11 protein-coding genes are annotated in these 13,945 nt (G+C 69.3%); 7 read left to right on the plus strand and 4 right to left on the minus strand.

Annotated features, from left to right (window positions below):
• Positions 1-88: 88 nt before the first annotated feature.
• The 6 genes from MIAR_RS04300 (at position 89) to MIAR_RS04325 (ending at position 7,947) form a co-directional block, all read left to right on the plus strand.
• Positions 89-1,762, plus strand: coding sequence for an ABC transporter substrate-binding protein (locus MIAR_RS04300; RefSeq protein ID WP_285631833.1), 1,674 nt, complete (start codon positions 89-91; stop codon positions 1,760-1,762).
• Between the two features lie 66 nt (positions 1,763-1,828).
• Positions 1,829-2,653 carry an ABC transporter ATP-binding protein gene (locus MIAR_RS04305; protein ID WP_285631837.1) on the plus strand — a complete coding sequence of 275 codons (825 nt, stop codon included), beginning with the start codon at positions 1,829-1,831 and terminating at the stop codon, positions 2,651-2,653.
• The gene (locus tag MIAR_RS04310) at positions 2,650-3,459 is read left to right on the plus strand and encodes an ABC transporter ATP-binding protein (protein ID WP_285631840.1); all 810 of its coding nucleotides are present in this window, start codon (positions 2,650-2,652) and stop codon (positions 3,457-3,459) included. Before MIAR_RS04305 ends, MIAR_RS04310 begins: the two co-directional genes overlap by 4 nt.
• Positions 3,456-4,574, plus strand: a complete 1,119-nt coding sequence (locus tag MIAR_RS04315; RefSeq protein WP_285631843.1) for an ABC transporter permease — start codon at positions 3,456-3,458, stop codon at positions 4,572-4,574. The genes MIAR_RS04310 and MIAR_RS04315 overlap by 4 nt, the downstream gene beginning before the upstream one ends.
• Positions 4,575-4,576: 2 nt before the next feature.
• Positions 4,577-5,638 (plus strand): ABC transporter permease, encoded by a 1,062-nt coding sequence (locus tag MIAR_RS04320; protein ID WP_425561627.1) that lies wholly within the window; start codon positions 4,577-4,579, stop codon positions 5,636-5,638.
• Positions 5,635-7,947: an exo-beta-d-1,3/1,6-glucosidase gene (locus MIAR_RS04325; RefSeq protein WP_285631846.1), complete on the plus strand. Its 2,313-nt coding sequence runs from the start codon at positions 5,635-5,637 to the stop codon at positions 7,945-7,947. Before MIAR_RS04320 ends, MIAR_RS04325 begins: the two co-directional genes overlap by 4 nt.
• Positions 7,948-8,130: 183 nt before the next feature.
• Here the strand turns inward: MIAR_RS04325 and MIAR_RS04330 are convergent, their stop codons facing one another.
• From MIAR_RS04330 to MIAR_RS04345, 4 genes are all read right to left on the minus strand, one after another.
• Positions 8,131-9,132, minus strand: a complete 1,002-nt coding sequence (locus MIAR_RS04330) for a LacI family DNA-binding transcriptional regulator (RefSeq protein ID WP_285631849.1) — start codon at positions 9,130-9,132, stop codon at positions 8,131-8,133.
• A gap of 106 nt (positions 9,133-9,238) precedes the next feature.
• The gene (locus MIAR_RS04335; protein WP_285631852.1) at positions 9,239-10,900 is read right to left on the minus strand and encodes a glycoside hydrolase family 13 protein; all 1,662 of its coding nucleotides are present in this window, start codon (positions 10,898-10,900) and stop codon (positions 9,239-9,241) included.
• Positions 10,901-11,182: 282 nt separating this feature from the next.
• A complete protein-coding gene (locus MIAR_RS04340; RefSeq protein ID WP_285631855.1) occupies positions 11,183-11,890 on the minus strand; it encodes an NADPH-dependent F420 reductase in 708 nt (235 codons plus the stop codon).
• Positions 11,883-12,998, minus strand: coding sequence for an LLM class flavin-dependent oxidoreductase (locus MIAR_RS04345; RefSeq protein ID WP_285631859.1), 1,116 nt, complete (start codon positions 12,996-12,998; stop codon positions 11,883-11,885). The genes MIAR_RS04340 and MIAR_RS04345 overlap by 8 nt, the downstream gene beginning before the upstream one ends.
• Positions 12,999-13,086: 88 nt before the next feature.
• Between MIAR_RS04345 and MIAR_RS04350 the strand changes: the two genes are divergently transcribed.
• Complete coding sequence (locus MIAR_RS04350) at positions 13,087-13,569, plus strand: MarR family winged helix-turn-helix transcriptional regulator (RefSeq protein ID WP_285631862.1); 483 nt, start codon at positions 13,087-13,089, stop codon at positions 13,567-13,569.
• The last annotated feature ends 376 nt before the right edge of the window (positions 13,570-13,945 follow it).

The raw sequence follows: 13,945 nt of genomic DNA on the forward strand, positions 1-13,945 counted from the left end.
AATTCACTTTCTCGCCAGTAAGTGAAACTCGGAGGACGAGCGCAGACGCTCGCCCCTCGCACCAGGACACCGTGCCCTAGGAGAAGCAATGAAGCTCAAGAAGTACTTGATCGCAGGCACTGCGATCGCCGCACTGAGTGCGCTCGCCCTGACCGGATGCTCGTCGAGCGGCTCGGCCGGGTCCAGCGGTGGCGGCACGTCGCTGACCGTCGCGAAGCCGGACGGCGCCGGTGTGCTCTCGACCCAGATCAACAACCCGTTCATCGGCACCGGCTCCGGCATGTCGCTGGCGTACGACCGGATGATCTACGAGCCCCTCGCCATGGTCAACCCCGTCGGCAAGAACGAGACCACGCCGTGGCTCGCCTCGAAGGTGGAGTGGAACAGCGACTACACGCAGCTCACGGTCACCCCGCGCAAGGACGTGAAGTGGAACGACGGCAAGCCGTTCACCGCCGATGACATCGTCTTCACCTTCACCCTCATCAAGAACACCCCCGCCCTCGATCTCGGCGGCCTGAAGCTGAGCGGCATCGAGAAGGACGGCGACGACGTCGTGATGAGGTTCAGCGAGTCGAAGTTCGTCAAGCAGGGCGACGTCCTCCAGGTGCCGATCGTCCCCGAGCACCAGTGGAAGGGCATCGCCGACCCGACCAAGGATCCGGTCAAGGATGCCATCGGCACCGGGCCCTACACGATCAAGAGCTTCTCGTCGCAGGGCGTCGTGCTCAGCGCCCGCAGCGACTACTGGGGCGGCAAGGTCCCGGTGGCGACCCTCAAGTACCTCGAGTACAACGACAACACCGGCCTGCTCCGCGCGCTGCAGAGCAAGGAGGCCGACTGGGCGCAGATCTTCATCACCGACTACCAGACCAACTTCGTCGACAAGGACCCGAAGCACAACGTGTTCTGGGGCGCCAACGTCCTGAGCCCGGACATGATCCTGGTCAACACCACCAAGGCACCGTTCAACGACGTCGCGTTCCGCAAGGCCGTCAACATGGTCGTCGACCGCAAGGCGCACGCCGAGAAGGCGCGCAGCAACGCCGGTCCGGAGCTGAAGAACGTCACCGGCATCCCGCAGCCCACCGGCGACCAGTACATCGCCCCCGAGTACAAGGACAAGAACTTCACCGTCGACGTCGACGGCGCCAAGAAGATCCTCACCGACGCCGGCTACACCTGGAAGGGCGGCGCCCTGATCGATCCGTCCGGCAACCCGGTCTCGTTCACCCTGCAGGACCCGCAGGGATGGAACGACTACGTCACGGGCATCCAGCTTGTGGCGACCCAGGTCAAGAGCACCCTCGGCGCCGACGCGAAGGTCGCGACCCCGGACGCCGACACGTGGTTCAGCAACATGGCGACCGGGAACTTCGATGCGGCACTGCACTGGTCGGGATCCGGATCCAACCCGTGGCACATCTACGACGACGTCATGAACGGCGCCTATCTCGAGCAGGCGTCGGGCGGCAAGGTCTCCGACAACTTCGGCCGCTACGACAATCCGGAGGCGACCGCCCTGCTCAAGCAGTACGCCCAGGCATCCGACGACGCAGCCCGCACCGACGCGCTCAACAAGATCCAGAAGATCTTCGTCGAGGACGTCCCGGCCATCCCGATCGGCACCCATCCCCAGCTGGCGGAGTACAACACCCGCACGTTCACGGGCTGGCCGAGCGAGAGCGACCAGTACGCGACGGCCGACCCGACTCAGCCGTCCGCCGTCCAGGTGCTGATGAACCTGAAGCCGGTCAAGTAGTCGTCATCGCAGGCCCGGGGCGGGCTCTCCCGCCCCGGACCTGCACCGAGCCGAAGGTCCTCCCTCATGACAGATCCCCTCCTCTCGATACGCGACTTCTCGGTCGTGTACGACGTCGATCCGCCGGTCGAGGCGGTCAAGCACGTCACCCTCGACATCCGCCGCGGCGAGATCATCGGTCTCGCCGGCGAGAGCGGGAGCGGCAAGACCACGCTCGCCTACGGCGTGCAGAGACTCCTCAAGCCCCCGGCGGTGATCACCGGCGGCAGCGTCGTCTTCCACGACGAGGACGGCGCCGACATCGACCTGCACGCGCTCGACGTGGAGCAGATGCGGCGCTTCCGCTGGGACAAGGTCTCCATGGTGTTCCAAGGCGCCATGAACGCGCTCAACCCCGTGGCGACCATCGCCTCGCAGCTCGACGACGTGTTCGTGGTGCACCGGCCCCGCATGGGACGACGTGAGCGCCGTGAGGCGGTGGACGAGTTGCTGGAGATCGTGAAGGTGGGCGCTCAGCGTGCGCGGTCGTACCCGCATGAGCTCTCCGGCGGCATGCGCCAGCGCGTCATGATCGCGATGGCCCTCGCGCTGCGACCGCAGCTGATGGTCATGGACGAGCCCACGACCGCCCTGGACGTGCTGGTGCAGCGAGAGATCCTCAAGCAGATCTCGCAGCTGCGCCATGAGTTCGGGTTCTCGGTGGTGTTCATCACCCATGACCTGCCCCTGCTGCTGGAGATCAGCGACCGCATCGCCGTGATGCGCGAGGGCGAGATCGTCGAGCTGTCGGACGCGAGGGAGCTGTGGACGAACCCCCGGCACGAGTACACGCAGAACCTGCTGCGCTCGTTCCCCCGCCTCACCGGCGAGAGAGGAGTGGTGACGCGATGACGACCCTCGAGTTCAAGAACGTCACGAAGATCTACAACGTCCGCGGATCGGGGCAGATCAGGGCCCTCGACGATGTGAGCTTCACGCTCCGCTCGCATCAGACGATCGGACTGGTAGGACAGTCCGGCAGCGGAAAGTCGACGATCGCGAAGATCCTCACGCAGCTCGAGACGCCAACGCACGGCGAGGTGCTGCTCGACGGCACGCCCATCCCGCGCGGCGGGCGCGGGCTGCGCAAGTACCGGCAGCAGCTGCGCATGGTGTTCCAGGACCCGTTCGCCTCGCTGAACCCGTACCACTCCATCCGCCACCACGTCGAGCGTCCCCTGCGCCTGGACAAGGTCGTCCCGCCCGGCGAGATCGACGCCGAGGTGCGCCGGCTGCTGGAGCGCGTGAAGCTCGATCCGGATGCCGTGATGGAGCGACGCCCGCATGAGCTGTCCGGCGGGCAGCGCCAGCGCGTGGCGATCGCCCGTGCGCTGGCATCCCGGCCCGCGCTGCTGGTCGCCGACGAGCCGGTCTCGATGCTCGACGTGTCCCTGCGCCTGGGCGTGCTCAACCTGCTCGCGGACCTGCAGCGCGAGCAGGGGCTCGGGGTGCTCTACATCACGCACGATCTCGCCACGGCCCGGCACTTCAGCGACGAGATCATGGTGCTCAACCAGGGCAGGGCGGTCGAGTACGGGCCGGCAGACGACGTGATCCTGAACCCGAAGAACCCCTACACGCGCGAGCTGCGCGCCGCCTCCCCCGACCCGGAGGAGTTCTTCCGGACCGCCGCGACACAGGCAGGAGGCGCACGATGAGCGCGGAGCAGACATCGGCGGAGGCGGTGGACCGGGCATCCGCGGAGCAGCCCGCCATCACGGAGGCGACCGACCCGACACTGGTCGGGACGACGGCGACGAAGGCCGAGCACGGCGGCATCCGCGTGCCCTGGCGGTTCATCGCCAGTCGCGTCGCGTTCTACGCGTTCACGGCCTGGGCGGCGATCACCATCAACTTCTTCCTCCCCCGGCTGATGAAGGGCGACGCGGTCGACGCGTACATGGCGCGCAGTCAGGGACAGCTCACGCCGGATGCCGAGAAGGCGCTGCGCATCCTGTTCGGCCTGGACAAGTCCATCCCGCTCTGGCAGCAGTACCTCACCTACTGGGGCAACCTGCTGCACGGCGATCTGGGCGTCTCGATATCCACGGGCATGGCGCCGGTGGGTCAGGCGATCGCCGCGGCGCTGCCGTGGACGCTCGGGCTGGTGGGCGTGGCGACCGTGATCTCGTTCATCATCGGCACCGTGCTCGGCGCCGTGATCGGATGGAAGCGGGGCGGCAGGCTCGACTCGCTGGTGCCCATCACCACGTTCCTCGGCACCGTGCCCTACTTCTGGCTCGGCCTGATCTTCATCGCGGTGTTCGCCACCCTGCTCGGATGGTTCCCCGCGGGCCACGCGTACGAGGTGGGCGTCGAGCCTGGTTGGAACGGCGAGTTCATCTCGCAGGTCGTCTCGCACGCCGCGCTCCCCGTGATCACGATCGTGCTCGTCTCCCTGGGCGGCTGGGTGCTCGGGATGCGCAACATGATGCTCACTGTGCTCGACGAGGACTACGTCACCGTCGCCCAGGCGAAGGGCATGCCCGACAACCGCGTGCTGTGGCGCTATGCCGCTCGCAACGCCGTGCTGCCCCAGATCCAGAGCTTCGCCCTGGCCCTCGGGTTCATCGTCGGCGGCACGATCGTGATGGAGATGGTGTTCTCCTACCCGGGCATCGGCCTGCTGCTGCTCAGCGCGACCAACGCCAAGGACTTCGCCCTGATGCAGGGGATCTTCCTCGTGCTGGTCCTCGCCGTGCTGATCGCCAACATCCTCGCCGACATCGCCTACGCGATCCTCGACCCCCGCACCCGGCAGACGGAGGCCTGATCATGACCGCTCCCACGCAGAACCTGATCGCCCAGCAGGCGTTCACCGCGCCCCCGGCGCCGCGGCGGAAGACGTTCTGGAGTCAGCTCGCCGCATCGATGGCGATGTTCAGCAACGCCAAGTCGGCCACGGGGCTCGTCATCCTCGCGATCTTCACGCTGGTCGCCATCCTCGCGCCGCTGATCGCCCCATACGACCCGACCGCGCAGCACCTCGACCAGACGCTGCAGCCGCCGTCGCTCCAGCACCTGCTGGGGACGACCCACATCGGCGAGGACGTGTTCAGCCAGATGGTCTACGGCACCCGCGGCGTGCTCGTGGTCGGATTCCTGGCGACGATCATGGCCACGGCGGTCGCGATCGTCGTCGGGGTGACAGCCGGCTACCTGCGCGGCTGGAAGAGCGAGTCGCTGTCGGCGCTGTCCAACGTCTTCCTGGTCATCCCGGGGCTGCCGCTGATGATCATCATCGCGTCGCAGTTCGCCGACCCGCCGCTGTGGGTCATCGCGGCGGTGCTGGGGCTGACCGGATGGGCGTGGGGCGCCCGGGTGCTGCGCGCGCAGACCATGTCGCTGCGCAACCGCGACTTCATCCAGGCCGCCAGGGCCAACGGCGAGCCGCTGCACCGCATCATCCTGGTGGAGATGCTGCCGAACCTCATGGCGATCATCGCCTCCAGCTTCGTGGGCACCATGACCGCCGCGGTGCTGGGGCTGACGACGCTCGCCTTCATCGGGGTGATCCCGGTGTCGAACCTGAACTGGGGCACCATCCTGTTCTGGGCGCAGCAGAACAACGCGTTCCCGGACTACTGGTGGTGGTACGTGCCCGCCGGCCTGTGCATCGCGCTGGTCGGTGTCGCCCTGGCGCTGATCAACTTCGGCATCGACGAGTACGTCAACCCGCGGCTCCGCTCCGCGGGGGAGCGCGCTCGTGCCATGAGGAAGAAGGGCCTGGATCTGAACGCCGCCGTCACCTCGGTGCGGACGCAGCCGGCATCCGCCCGCACCGATGAGGCCGGAGCTCAGCCCGGTGAGAACCACGCGAAGGAACCGGTACGTTGACCTCCCACCCCTATCAGGATGCCGCTCTGCCGACCGCCGATCGGGTGGAGGATCTGCTCAGCAGGATGACCCTCGAGGAGAAGGTCGGGCAGATGCTGCAGCTGGACGCCCGCGAGGACCTGGACGACGCGGTGCGTTCCCGCCACGCGGGATCGATCCTGCACACCTCTCCGGAGCGGATCCTGCTGGCGAACGACCTCGTCGCGCAGACCCGGCTCCGCATCCCGCTGCTGGTGGCGGAGGACTGCATCCACGGCCACTCGTTCTGGCCCGGCGCGACGATCTACCCCACCCAGCTCGGCATGGCGGCGTCCTGGGACGCCGATCTGCTCGAGCGCGTCGCGAGGGCCACCGCCGAGGAGGTCGCCGTCACGGGCATCCACTGGACCTTCTCCCCGGTGCTGTGCATCGCCCGCGATCTGCGCTGGGGGCGGGTGAACGAGACCTTCGGCGAGGACCCGTACCTGATCGGCGAGCTGGCGTCGGCGATGGTGCGCGGCTACCAGGGGGACGGCCTGTCGGATCGCACGGCCGTCCTCGCCACGGCCAAGCACTTCGCCGGCTACTCCGAGACACAGGGCGGGAGGGATGCCAGCGAGGCCGACATCTCGCCCCGCAAGCTCCGCTCGTGGTTCCTGCCTCCGTTCGAGCGCGTCGCCCGGGAGGGCTGCCGCACGTTCATGCTCGGCTACCAGACCACGGACGGCGTGCCGATCACGCTGAACGACTGGCTGCTCACCGACGTCCTCAAGGGCGAGTGGGGCTACACCGGCACGCTGGTCACCGACTGGGACAATGTCGGGCGCATGGTGTGGGAGCAGCACGTGCAGCCCGACTACGCGCACGCCGCCGCGGCCGCGACGAAGGCCGGCAACGACATGATCATGACGACGCCACGGTTCTTCGAAGGCGCGCTCGCCGCGGTGGAGCAGGGGCTGATCGCGCCGGACGCGTTCGACGACGCCGTGCGCCGCATCCTGACTCTCAAGTTCGACCTCGGGCTGTTCGAGGACCCGCGGATGCCGTCCGAGCACCTCGGCGCGGTGGTCGGCAGCCGGGCGCACGCCGACCTGAACCTCGAGGTCGCGCGGCGCTCGCTCGTCCTGCTCGAGAACGACGGGACTCTACCGATCTCGCCGGCTGCACCTGGTGGCCCGATCTCGCCGGCTGCGCCTGGTGGCCCGCTCTCGCCGGCTGCGCCTGGTGGGCCTCTCCCGCCGGCTGCCGAGCCGTTGCGGGTCGCCGTGGTCGGTCCGCTCGCCGACGATGCGCAGACCCAGCTCGGCGACTGGGCCGGCGGCTCGGGGCAGGCGGGCTGGCTGGACGGGCAGCCGCGGGAGATGATCACCACCGTGCTCGACGGGCTCCGCGCCGTCGACGGCCTCACCGTGCGTCACGCGCGCGGCGCGGACATCCTCACGCTGGTTGACGACCCGCTCGGTGCGAGGTTCCCCGACGGACAGCCGCGCCCGCCGCTGGTGGTGCCGACGCCGCCGGATCAGCGGCTGATCGCCGAGGCCGTCCGGGAGGCGGAGGCCGCGGATGTCGTCGTCGCCGTCGTCGGCGACCGGATCGAGCTGGTGGGCGAGGGGCGATCCACGGCGACGCTCGAGCTCATCGGCGGGCAGAACGCGCTGCTGGACGCGCTGATCGCCACCGGGAGACCGGTGGTGATCGTGCTGCTCGCCTCCAAGCCGCTGGTGCTGCCGGCATCCGCCTCTCGGGCCGCCGCCGTGATCTGGGCGGCGAACCCCGGGATGCAGGGCGGCCGCGCGATCGCCGAGCTGATCACCGGTGCCATCGAGCCCTCGGGACGGCTTCCCATCTCGTTCGCGCGTCACGTCGGCCAGCAGCCGACGTACTACAACCAGATCCGCGGCCAGCACGGCCACCGCTACGCCGACCTGACCCAGTCGCCCGCCTGGGCCTTCGGCGAGGGGCTGTCGTACACGACCGTCGAGTACTCAGCGCTGACCGTGCTCTCGGCCTCGTTCGGCGCCGACGACACGCTCGCCGCGGACGTGACGGTGACCAACACGGGCTCGCGGCCGGTGCTGGAGACCGTGCAGGTCTATGTGCGCGACTCCGTGACCAGCGTCAGCTGGGCGGACAAGGAGCTGAAGACCCACCGGCAGGTGCGGTTGGCGCCGGGGGAGTCGCAGCGCGTGCGCATCGAACTGCCCGTCGCGGACTGCACGATCGTCGATGCCCGCGGTCGCCGGATCGTCGAGCCCGGCGACTTCGAGCTGCTGGTCGGCCCGTCGTCCCGCGACGAGGCGCTGCTGCGGGCCGGGTTCACCGTGCGCTGACCCCGCGCGGTCGTCGCCGCGCGCCGCGACGCGCTCTCGTATGCCCGTGCGCTTGGCGCGGGAATGTGCGCTTCGCGCGGACGGATGCTGTGATTCGGTCCGCGGGAAGCGCACATCTCCGCGCGAAGTGCTCGGCGCGGTCGCGCCTGCGCCTGCGCCGCCGCACGCAGGACCAGCCCGCGATTACACTCGCGCGGTCGTGCCGCGGACGATCAGCTCGTAGGGCAGCTCGCCGCCGGGGGCATCCGCACCGCCCTCGAGCTGCGCGAGGATCGCCTGCGCGGCGCGCTCGCCCTGCGCCATCGGGAACTGGTCGACGGTCGTGAGCTGGAAGAACTCGCCCAGCTCATGCCCGTCGATCCCGACGATCGAGAGGTCCTGCGGCACCCGGAAGCCCAGATCGCGGGCGGCGAGGATCGCGCCGATCGCCATCTCGTCAGATGCTGCGAAGATCGCCGTCGGACGAGGGCCGGGGCGCCCCAGCAGCTGCTTGGCCGCGCGGAAGCCGCCGTCGACGGTGAAGTCCGCGGGCTCCAGGAAGGCGTGGTTCGGGGTGATCCCGGCATCCGTCAGCGCCTGCTCGAAGCCGAGCCGGCGCTGGGTCGGGATGTGGAAGTCGATGTCGAACTCCGGGTTCGCGCCGATGTGCGCGATGTCGCGGTGGCCGAGGCCGATCAGGTGATCGGTCGCCAGGCGGGCGACCGCGGTGTCGTCGACGGTGAGCGTGCGCAGCCGCGGGTTCGGGCCGCCGATCGCGATCACCGGCAGCCCCAGGTCGAGCAGCTGGCCGGTCTCGTCGTCGTCGAGCTCGATGGACACGGCGACGACCGCGTCCACGCGCTGGCGACGCAGGAACGTGGAGAACACCTCTCGCCGGACGGCGGCATCGGCGGTGATGTTGTAGAGCGTGATGTCGTAGCCTGCGCGCATCAGGGCGCTGGTCGCGCCCGAGAGCACCGTGCTGAAGAACCAGCGGTCCAGGAACGGGACGATCACGCCGACGTTCTGCGTGCGGCCGGATGCCAGGCTCGACGCCCGCGAGGAGACGACGTACCCGAGGGTCTCGGCTGCGACGTGCACGCGATCGCGGGCGCCGGCCGAGACGTGTCCCCGTCCGCTGAGCGCTCGCGACACGGTCGCGGTCGACACCCCCGCGAGCTTGGCGACCTCGTCGATGCTCACCATGTCGTCACTCCTGCTCTTCTGGTGCCGCGGGACCGGCCCTGCGGCGTGAGACGGCCACCGGGGAGGGCGGTCGTCTCACGCCGCAAGGCAAGTCTCGCGCACGGGATCAGGCCCGGGTGAACCAGGCTGCGGTGTTCGGAGGCAGTGCGGTGCCGGCGAACGGCTCGGACTGGATCACGAACGTGACGCCCTCGCCGAGCTCGATCGGCTCGGCGCCCAGGTTCGCCACCACGTGCAGGTCGCCCCGGTGGAAGGCCACGGCAGCGGCATCCACGTCGTCCCACACCAGCGAGCCGGAGCCGAGCGCACGCGCACGGCGCTCCGCGAGCAGCGCCTTGTACAGATTCAGGGTCGAGGCCGGGTCCTGCTCCTCGGCATCCCGGGCGAAGCCCGCCCACTCGGCCGGCTGCGGCAGCCAGGACGCGCCGGTGTCGTTGAAGCCGAACGCCGTGCCGGATGCCGTCCACGGCAGCGGCACGCGGCAGCCGTCGCGGCCGTAGCGCTCGCCGTTCGTGCGGAACCAGGTGGGGTCCTGGCGGAATTCGTCCGGGATCTCCATCGCCTCGGGGAGGCCCAGCTCCTCGCCCTGATAGACGTACGCCGAACCGGGGAGGGAGAGCATGACGGTGGTCGCCGCACGCCCGCGGGAGAGCCCGATGGCCGGGTCGGGCTTGCCCTTCGACTTCGGCCCGATGCCGTCGCCCTGCGGGCTGTCCGCCGTCAGCGCCAGGCGCGAGGCGTGCCGGATCACGTCGTGGTTCGACAGCACCCAGGTGCTCGGAGCGCCCACCTCGCCGAAGGCGTCCAGGGAGTCCCGGATGACGGCGCGCAGCGCCGCAGCATCCCACTCCGTCATCAGGTACGGGAAGTTGAAGGTCTGGTGCATCTCGTCGGGGCGCACCCAGAGAGCGGTCTTCTTCAGGGTGGGCAGCCAGGCCTCTCCGCACAGCGCGCGGTCGCCGTCGTACTCGGCCATCACCTTGTGCCAGTCGCGGTAGATGTCGTGCACCTCGTCCTGGCCCCAGTACGGCACGTTCTCCTCGCCGCCGCCCATGGAGTCCGCGTCGGCCACGGGCGCGTAGTCCGGAAGGCCGGCCTCCTTGACCATCCCGTGCGCGACGTCGACTCGGAAGCCGTCGACGCCGCGGTCGAGCCAGAAGCGCAGGATGCTGCGGAACTCCTCACGCACCTCCTCGTTGGTCCAGTCGAAGTCCGGCTGGCTGGCGTCGAAGATGTGCAGGTACCACTGTCCGGGGGTGCCGTCGGCCTCGGTCACGCGCTCCCACATGCCGCCGCCGAACACGCTCTCCCAGTTGTTCGGGGGCAGTTCGCCGTTCTCGCCTCGTCCGTCGCGGAACACGTAGCGGGCGCGCTCGGGGCTGCCGGGTGCGGCCTTGAGGGCCTGCTGGAACCAGGCGTGCTGGTCGCTGGAGTGGTTGGGGACGAGGTCGACGATCACGCGGATGCCGCGGGCGTGCGCCGCATCGAGCATGGCGTCGAAGTCGGCGAGCGTGCCGAACAGCGGGTCGACGTCACGGTAGTCGGCCACGTCGTAGCCGGCGTCCTTCTGCGGGCTCGTCATGAACGGGCTCAGCCAGATCGCGTCGACGCCGAGGCTCTTCAGGTCGTCGAGTCGCGCGGTGATGCCCGGCAGGTCGCCGATGCCGTCGCCCGAGGCGTCCGCGAACGAGCGCGGATAGATCTGGTAGATGACGGCCGTGCGCCACCATTCGGAACCGGGGGATGCGACCTGCTCGAGCTGTGCCATGCGAACAGGCTACTGGAAGCGCTTACAGTTCCGGAAGTGCAGGGATCGAATCGGTTCGATTCGGGCGTGGCGGCTGAGAGAGGTGTAAGTCGGGTGCTCGCTACCCGCCAACTCTGAAGGATGAATGCGGTTCTGAAGGACGCTCGGCGCCCGCGCATCCTTCAGAACCGCGAGTGTCCTTCAGAAGAGCGGATGCTGCGCCTGCCGGCGGCCGCGGATGCTGCGCCTGCCGGCGGCCGCGCTCTGCCGTCAGGGGCGCCCGCGCAGGGCATCCGTCCCGGCTCAGGCCGAACGCCGCGCGGCCTCCAGCGCCGTGCCGTGCTGCACGGCCGCGGCGTCCATCAGCTCGCGCAGCTGCCCGGCGGTGACGTTCGCGCCGAAGGTCGGGTACCCGGGCTGCAGCACGACGCCGTCCGCGAGCGCGCCGGCCAGCACCGGATCGAAGCCCAGCGCGTCTACCAGAGCCGACACCGTCGCCAGGTCGTCCGCGTCGTCGCCGGCCACCGCGATCGCCTTGCGGCCCTGCGCGCCGGCGGGGCGGGCCTCGTCCTCGAGGTCGTGATAGCCCATGTGGTTCAGCGCCTTCACCACGCGCGCGCCCGCGAGGTGCTCCTGCACGAGCTCGCTGGTCGAGGTGCGGGGATCGTTCAGGTCGTCACGGATGCCGTCGGTCTCCCACCAGTAGTTCATCGTGTCGATCACGAGCTTGCCGCGCAGCAGGTCGGCCTCGAGGGAGTCGTGCTTGCCCAGCGGCAGAGCGAGCACCACGATGTCCGCCTCGCGGATCGCGTCGGCGGCGAGCACCGCGGTCGCGCCCGGCACCAGGACCTCCACGGTCAGCGCGATGCGCTGGGGATCGCGCGAGCCGGCGATCAGCACGCGGTGACCGGCAGCCACGGCGAGCCGGGCGAGCGCGGTGCCGACCTTGCCGGCGCCGAGGATGCCGATGGTGGTCATGGTCTTCTCCTGGGGATTCGTGGTGTCAGGCATGGACGGCCCTGCCGTCCTTGGTGATCTGGGCGACCGGGCGGCGGGTCGGATACCAGCTCCCCGGGTCTTGGGCGAGGAGTTCGCGGACCCGCGGCGCCACCTTCTCTCCGAACAGGCGGATGCTGTCCTCCCGCGCCGCGCGCGGCAGGTGCGTCAGGTCGTACTTCAGGTCGAAGCGGGAGAGGTGGTTGTCACGGAACGCCTTCGCCATCTTCTGTGCGACCGTCTCGGGCGAGCCGACGTACAGCGCGCCGGAGTCGACCTCCTCCGCGTAGCGCTCCGGCGTCGGCGGGTAGAAGCCGCGCTCCTTGCTGAGCTGCTGCACCATCGGCTCCCAGTACTTCCAGTGCATGTTCTTCGCCTCGTCGTCCGAGTCGGCGATCAGCCCGATGGAGTGCTGCGCGACGGGCAGCTCCCGGTGGCCGTACTTGGCGAGGGCGCGCAGGTACAGCTCCACATGGCCGGCGAAGCGCTCGGGACGCCCGCCGATGATGGCCATCATCAGGGGCAGGCCGTACCGGGCGGCGCGGATCACGGAGTCGGGGCTGCCGCCGATGCCGATCCAGGCGGGGATGCCGCCCTCCGGCATCCGCGGATGCAGGCGCACGTCTTCCAGCGGGGTGCGGTACTTCCCCGACCAGGTCACCCGATCCTCGCGCATCAGGCGCGTGAACAGCTCGAGCTTCTCCTCGAAGATCTCCTCGTACTCGGCGATGTCGTAGCCGAACAGGGGGAAGGACTCGATGGCGGATGCCCGACCCAGCACCATCTCGGTGCGGCCGCCGGAGATGCCGTCGACGGTGGCGAACTGCTGATACAGCCGCACCGGGTCCTGCGTGGACAGCACGGTCACGGAGGTGCCCAGGTGGATGCGGGATGTCGCTTGCGCTGCGGCGGCCAGCACCACAGGCGTGGCCGAGTCGACCGAGTCCTCCTTGTAGTGCTCGCCGATGCTGAAGACGTCCAGGCCCACGGACTCGGCGAGCTGCGCCTCGTCCACCAGCAGTCGCAGGGACTCGGCATCCGACATCACCCGGCCGGCGTCGGTGGCGACGTCCCCGAAGGAGTTCAGCCCGAACTCGATGTCCTCGACCGTGGCGCTCATCATGTGCCGACCTTCCTGTGCGACGCCGGTTTGATTGACGTGTCAATCGCACCAACCGTAAGGTGGGCCCATCCATTCCCGAGGAGGACGGATGCCCGCGGACAGGACGAGGACCACGCCCACCCCTGCGCAGCTGCGCGTCTGGCGCGAGTACATCGAGACGGCCGACGCGCTGCGGAGGACCCTGGACGGCCGGATGCTGTCGGAGTCGGGGATGTCGTCCGGCGACTACGCCGTGCTGCTCGCCCTCAGTGAGGCGCCGCGACGCACGCTCCGCTCCTCGGAGCTGGCGGATGCCGTGGGGTGGGAGCGCAGCAGGCTGTCCCATCACCTGAGGAGGATGGAGGGCCGCGGCCTCATCATGAGGGACGCGAGCGAGGCGGAGGCACGCGGCGTGGAGGTGGCGATCACCGCCGCCGGCCTGGAGCTGTTCCGCGCCGGCTCGGTCTCGCACCTGCGCGCGGTCAAGGAGCTGTTCGTCGACGCGCTCTCCCCGCAGCAGCTCGACGATGCGGGCGGGATCGCGGCCGCGCTGCGGCGGACAACGGGCGACACGCCCGGGCTCCGCGACTGATTTGCCGGATGCCCGGGATCCACGTAAATTATTACTTGTTCGCCCCAAGCGGTTGAGCGGAAGGCCTGAAGGCCTGGCTCCCCTCCAAGCAGCGAACCACCCACCTCAAGCTCTTCTCACTCGTGAGATCGGCACCGGTCCTTAGGCCCGGGGAGCGTGGTTGTCCCGCCGAGATGGTCGATTTGACAAGCTCGCCGAGACGGATAAGCTAGAACGGTTGCCCCGGAGACGGGACAGCGGATCTGGTCCTGATCCTCACGGCGCGTCGATTTGACAGCCTGGTCGGGACAGATAAGATTGTGAAGTTGCCCTGCGCTTCTTGCCCTGATGGGGTGGGTGTGTGGGTGCGTCCGATCCTTGAGAACTCAACAGCGTG

Source organism: Microbacterium arabinogalactanolyticum, assembly GCF_030268005.1.
GTDB lineage: Bacteria > Actinomycetota > Actinomycetes > Actinomycetales > Microbacteriaceae > Microbacterium > Microbacterium arabinogalactanolyticum.

Excerpts from the sequence above, each read along its gene's own strand:
- MIAR_RS04300 (WP_285631833.1), top strand. The coding sequence starts at position 89 with ATGAAGCTCAAGAAGTACTTGATCGCAGGCACTGCGATCGCCGCACTG.
- MIAR_RS04305 (WP_285631837.1), top strand. The coding sequence starts at position 1,829 with ATGACAGATCCCCTCCTCTCGATACGCGACTTCTCGGTCGTGTACGAC.
- MIAR_RS04310 (WP_285631840.1), top strand. The coding sequence starts at position 2,650 with ATGACGACCCTCGAGTTCAAGAACGTCACGAAGATCTACAACGTCCGC.
- MIAR_RS04315 (WP_285631843.1), top strand. The coding sequence starts at position 3,456 with ATGAGCGCGGAGCAGACATCGGCGGAGGCGGTGGACCGGGCATCCGCG.
- MIAR_RS04320 (WP_425561627.1), top strand. The coding sequence starts at position 4,577 with ATGACCGCTCCCACGCAGAACCTGATCGCCCAGCAGGCGTTCACCGCG.
- MIAR_RS04330 (WP_285631849.1), bottom strand. The coding sequence starts at position 9,132 with ATGGTGAGCATCGACGAGGTCGCCAAGCTCGCGGGGGTGTCGACCGCG.
- MIAR_RS04335 (WP_285631852.1), bottom strand. The coding sequence starts at position 10,900 with ATGGCACAGCTCGAGCAGGTCGCATCCCCCGGTTCCGAATGGTGGCGC.
- MIAR_RS04340 (WP_285631855.1), bottom strand. The coding sequence starts at position 11,890 with ATGCCTGACACCACGAATCCCCAGGAGAAGACCATGACCACCATCGGC.
- MIAR_RS04345 (WP_285631859.1), bottom strand. The coding sequence starts at position 12,998 with ATGATGAGCGCCACGGTCGAGGACATCGAGTTCGGGCTGAACTCCTTC.
- MIAR_RS04350 (WP_285631862.1), top strand. The coding sequence starts at position 13,087 with ATGCCCGCGGACAGGACGAGGACCACGCCCACCCCTGCGCAGCTGCGC.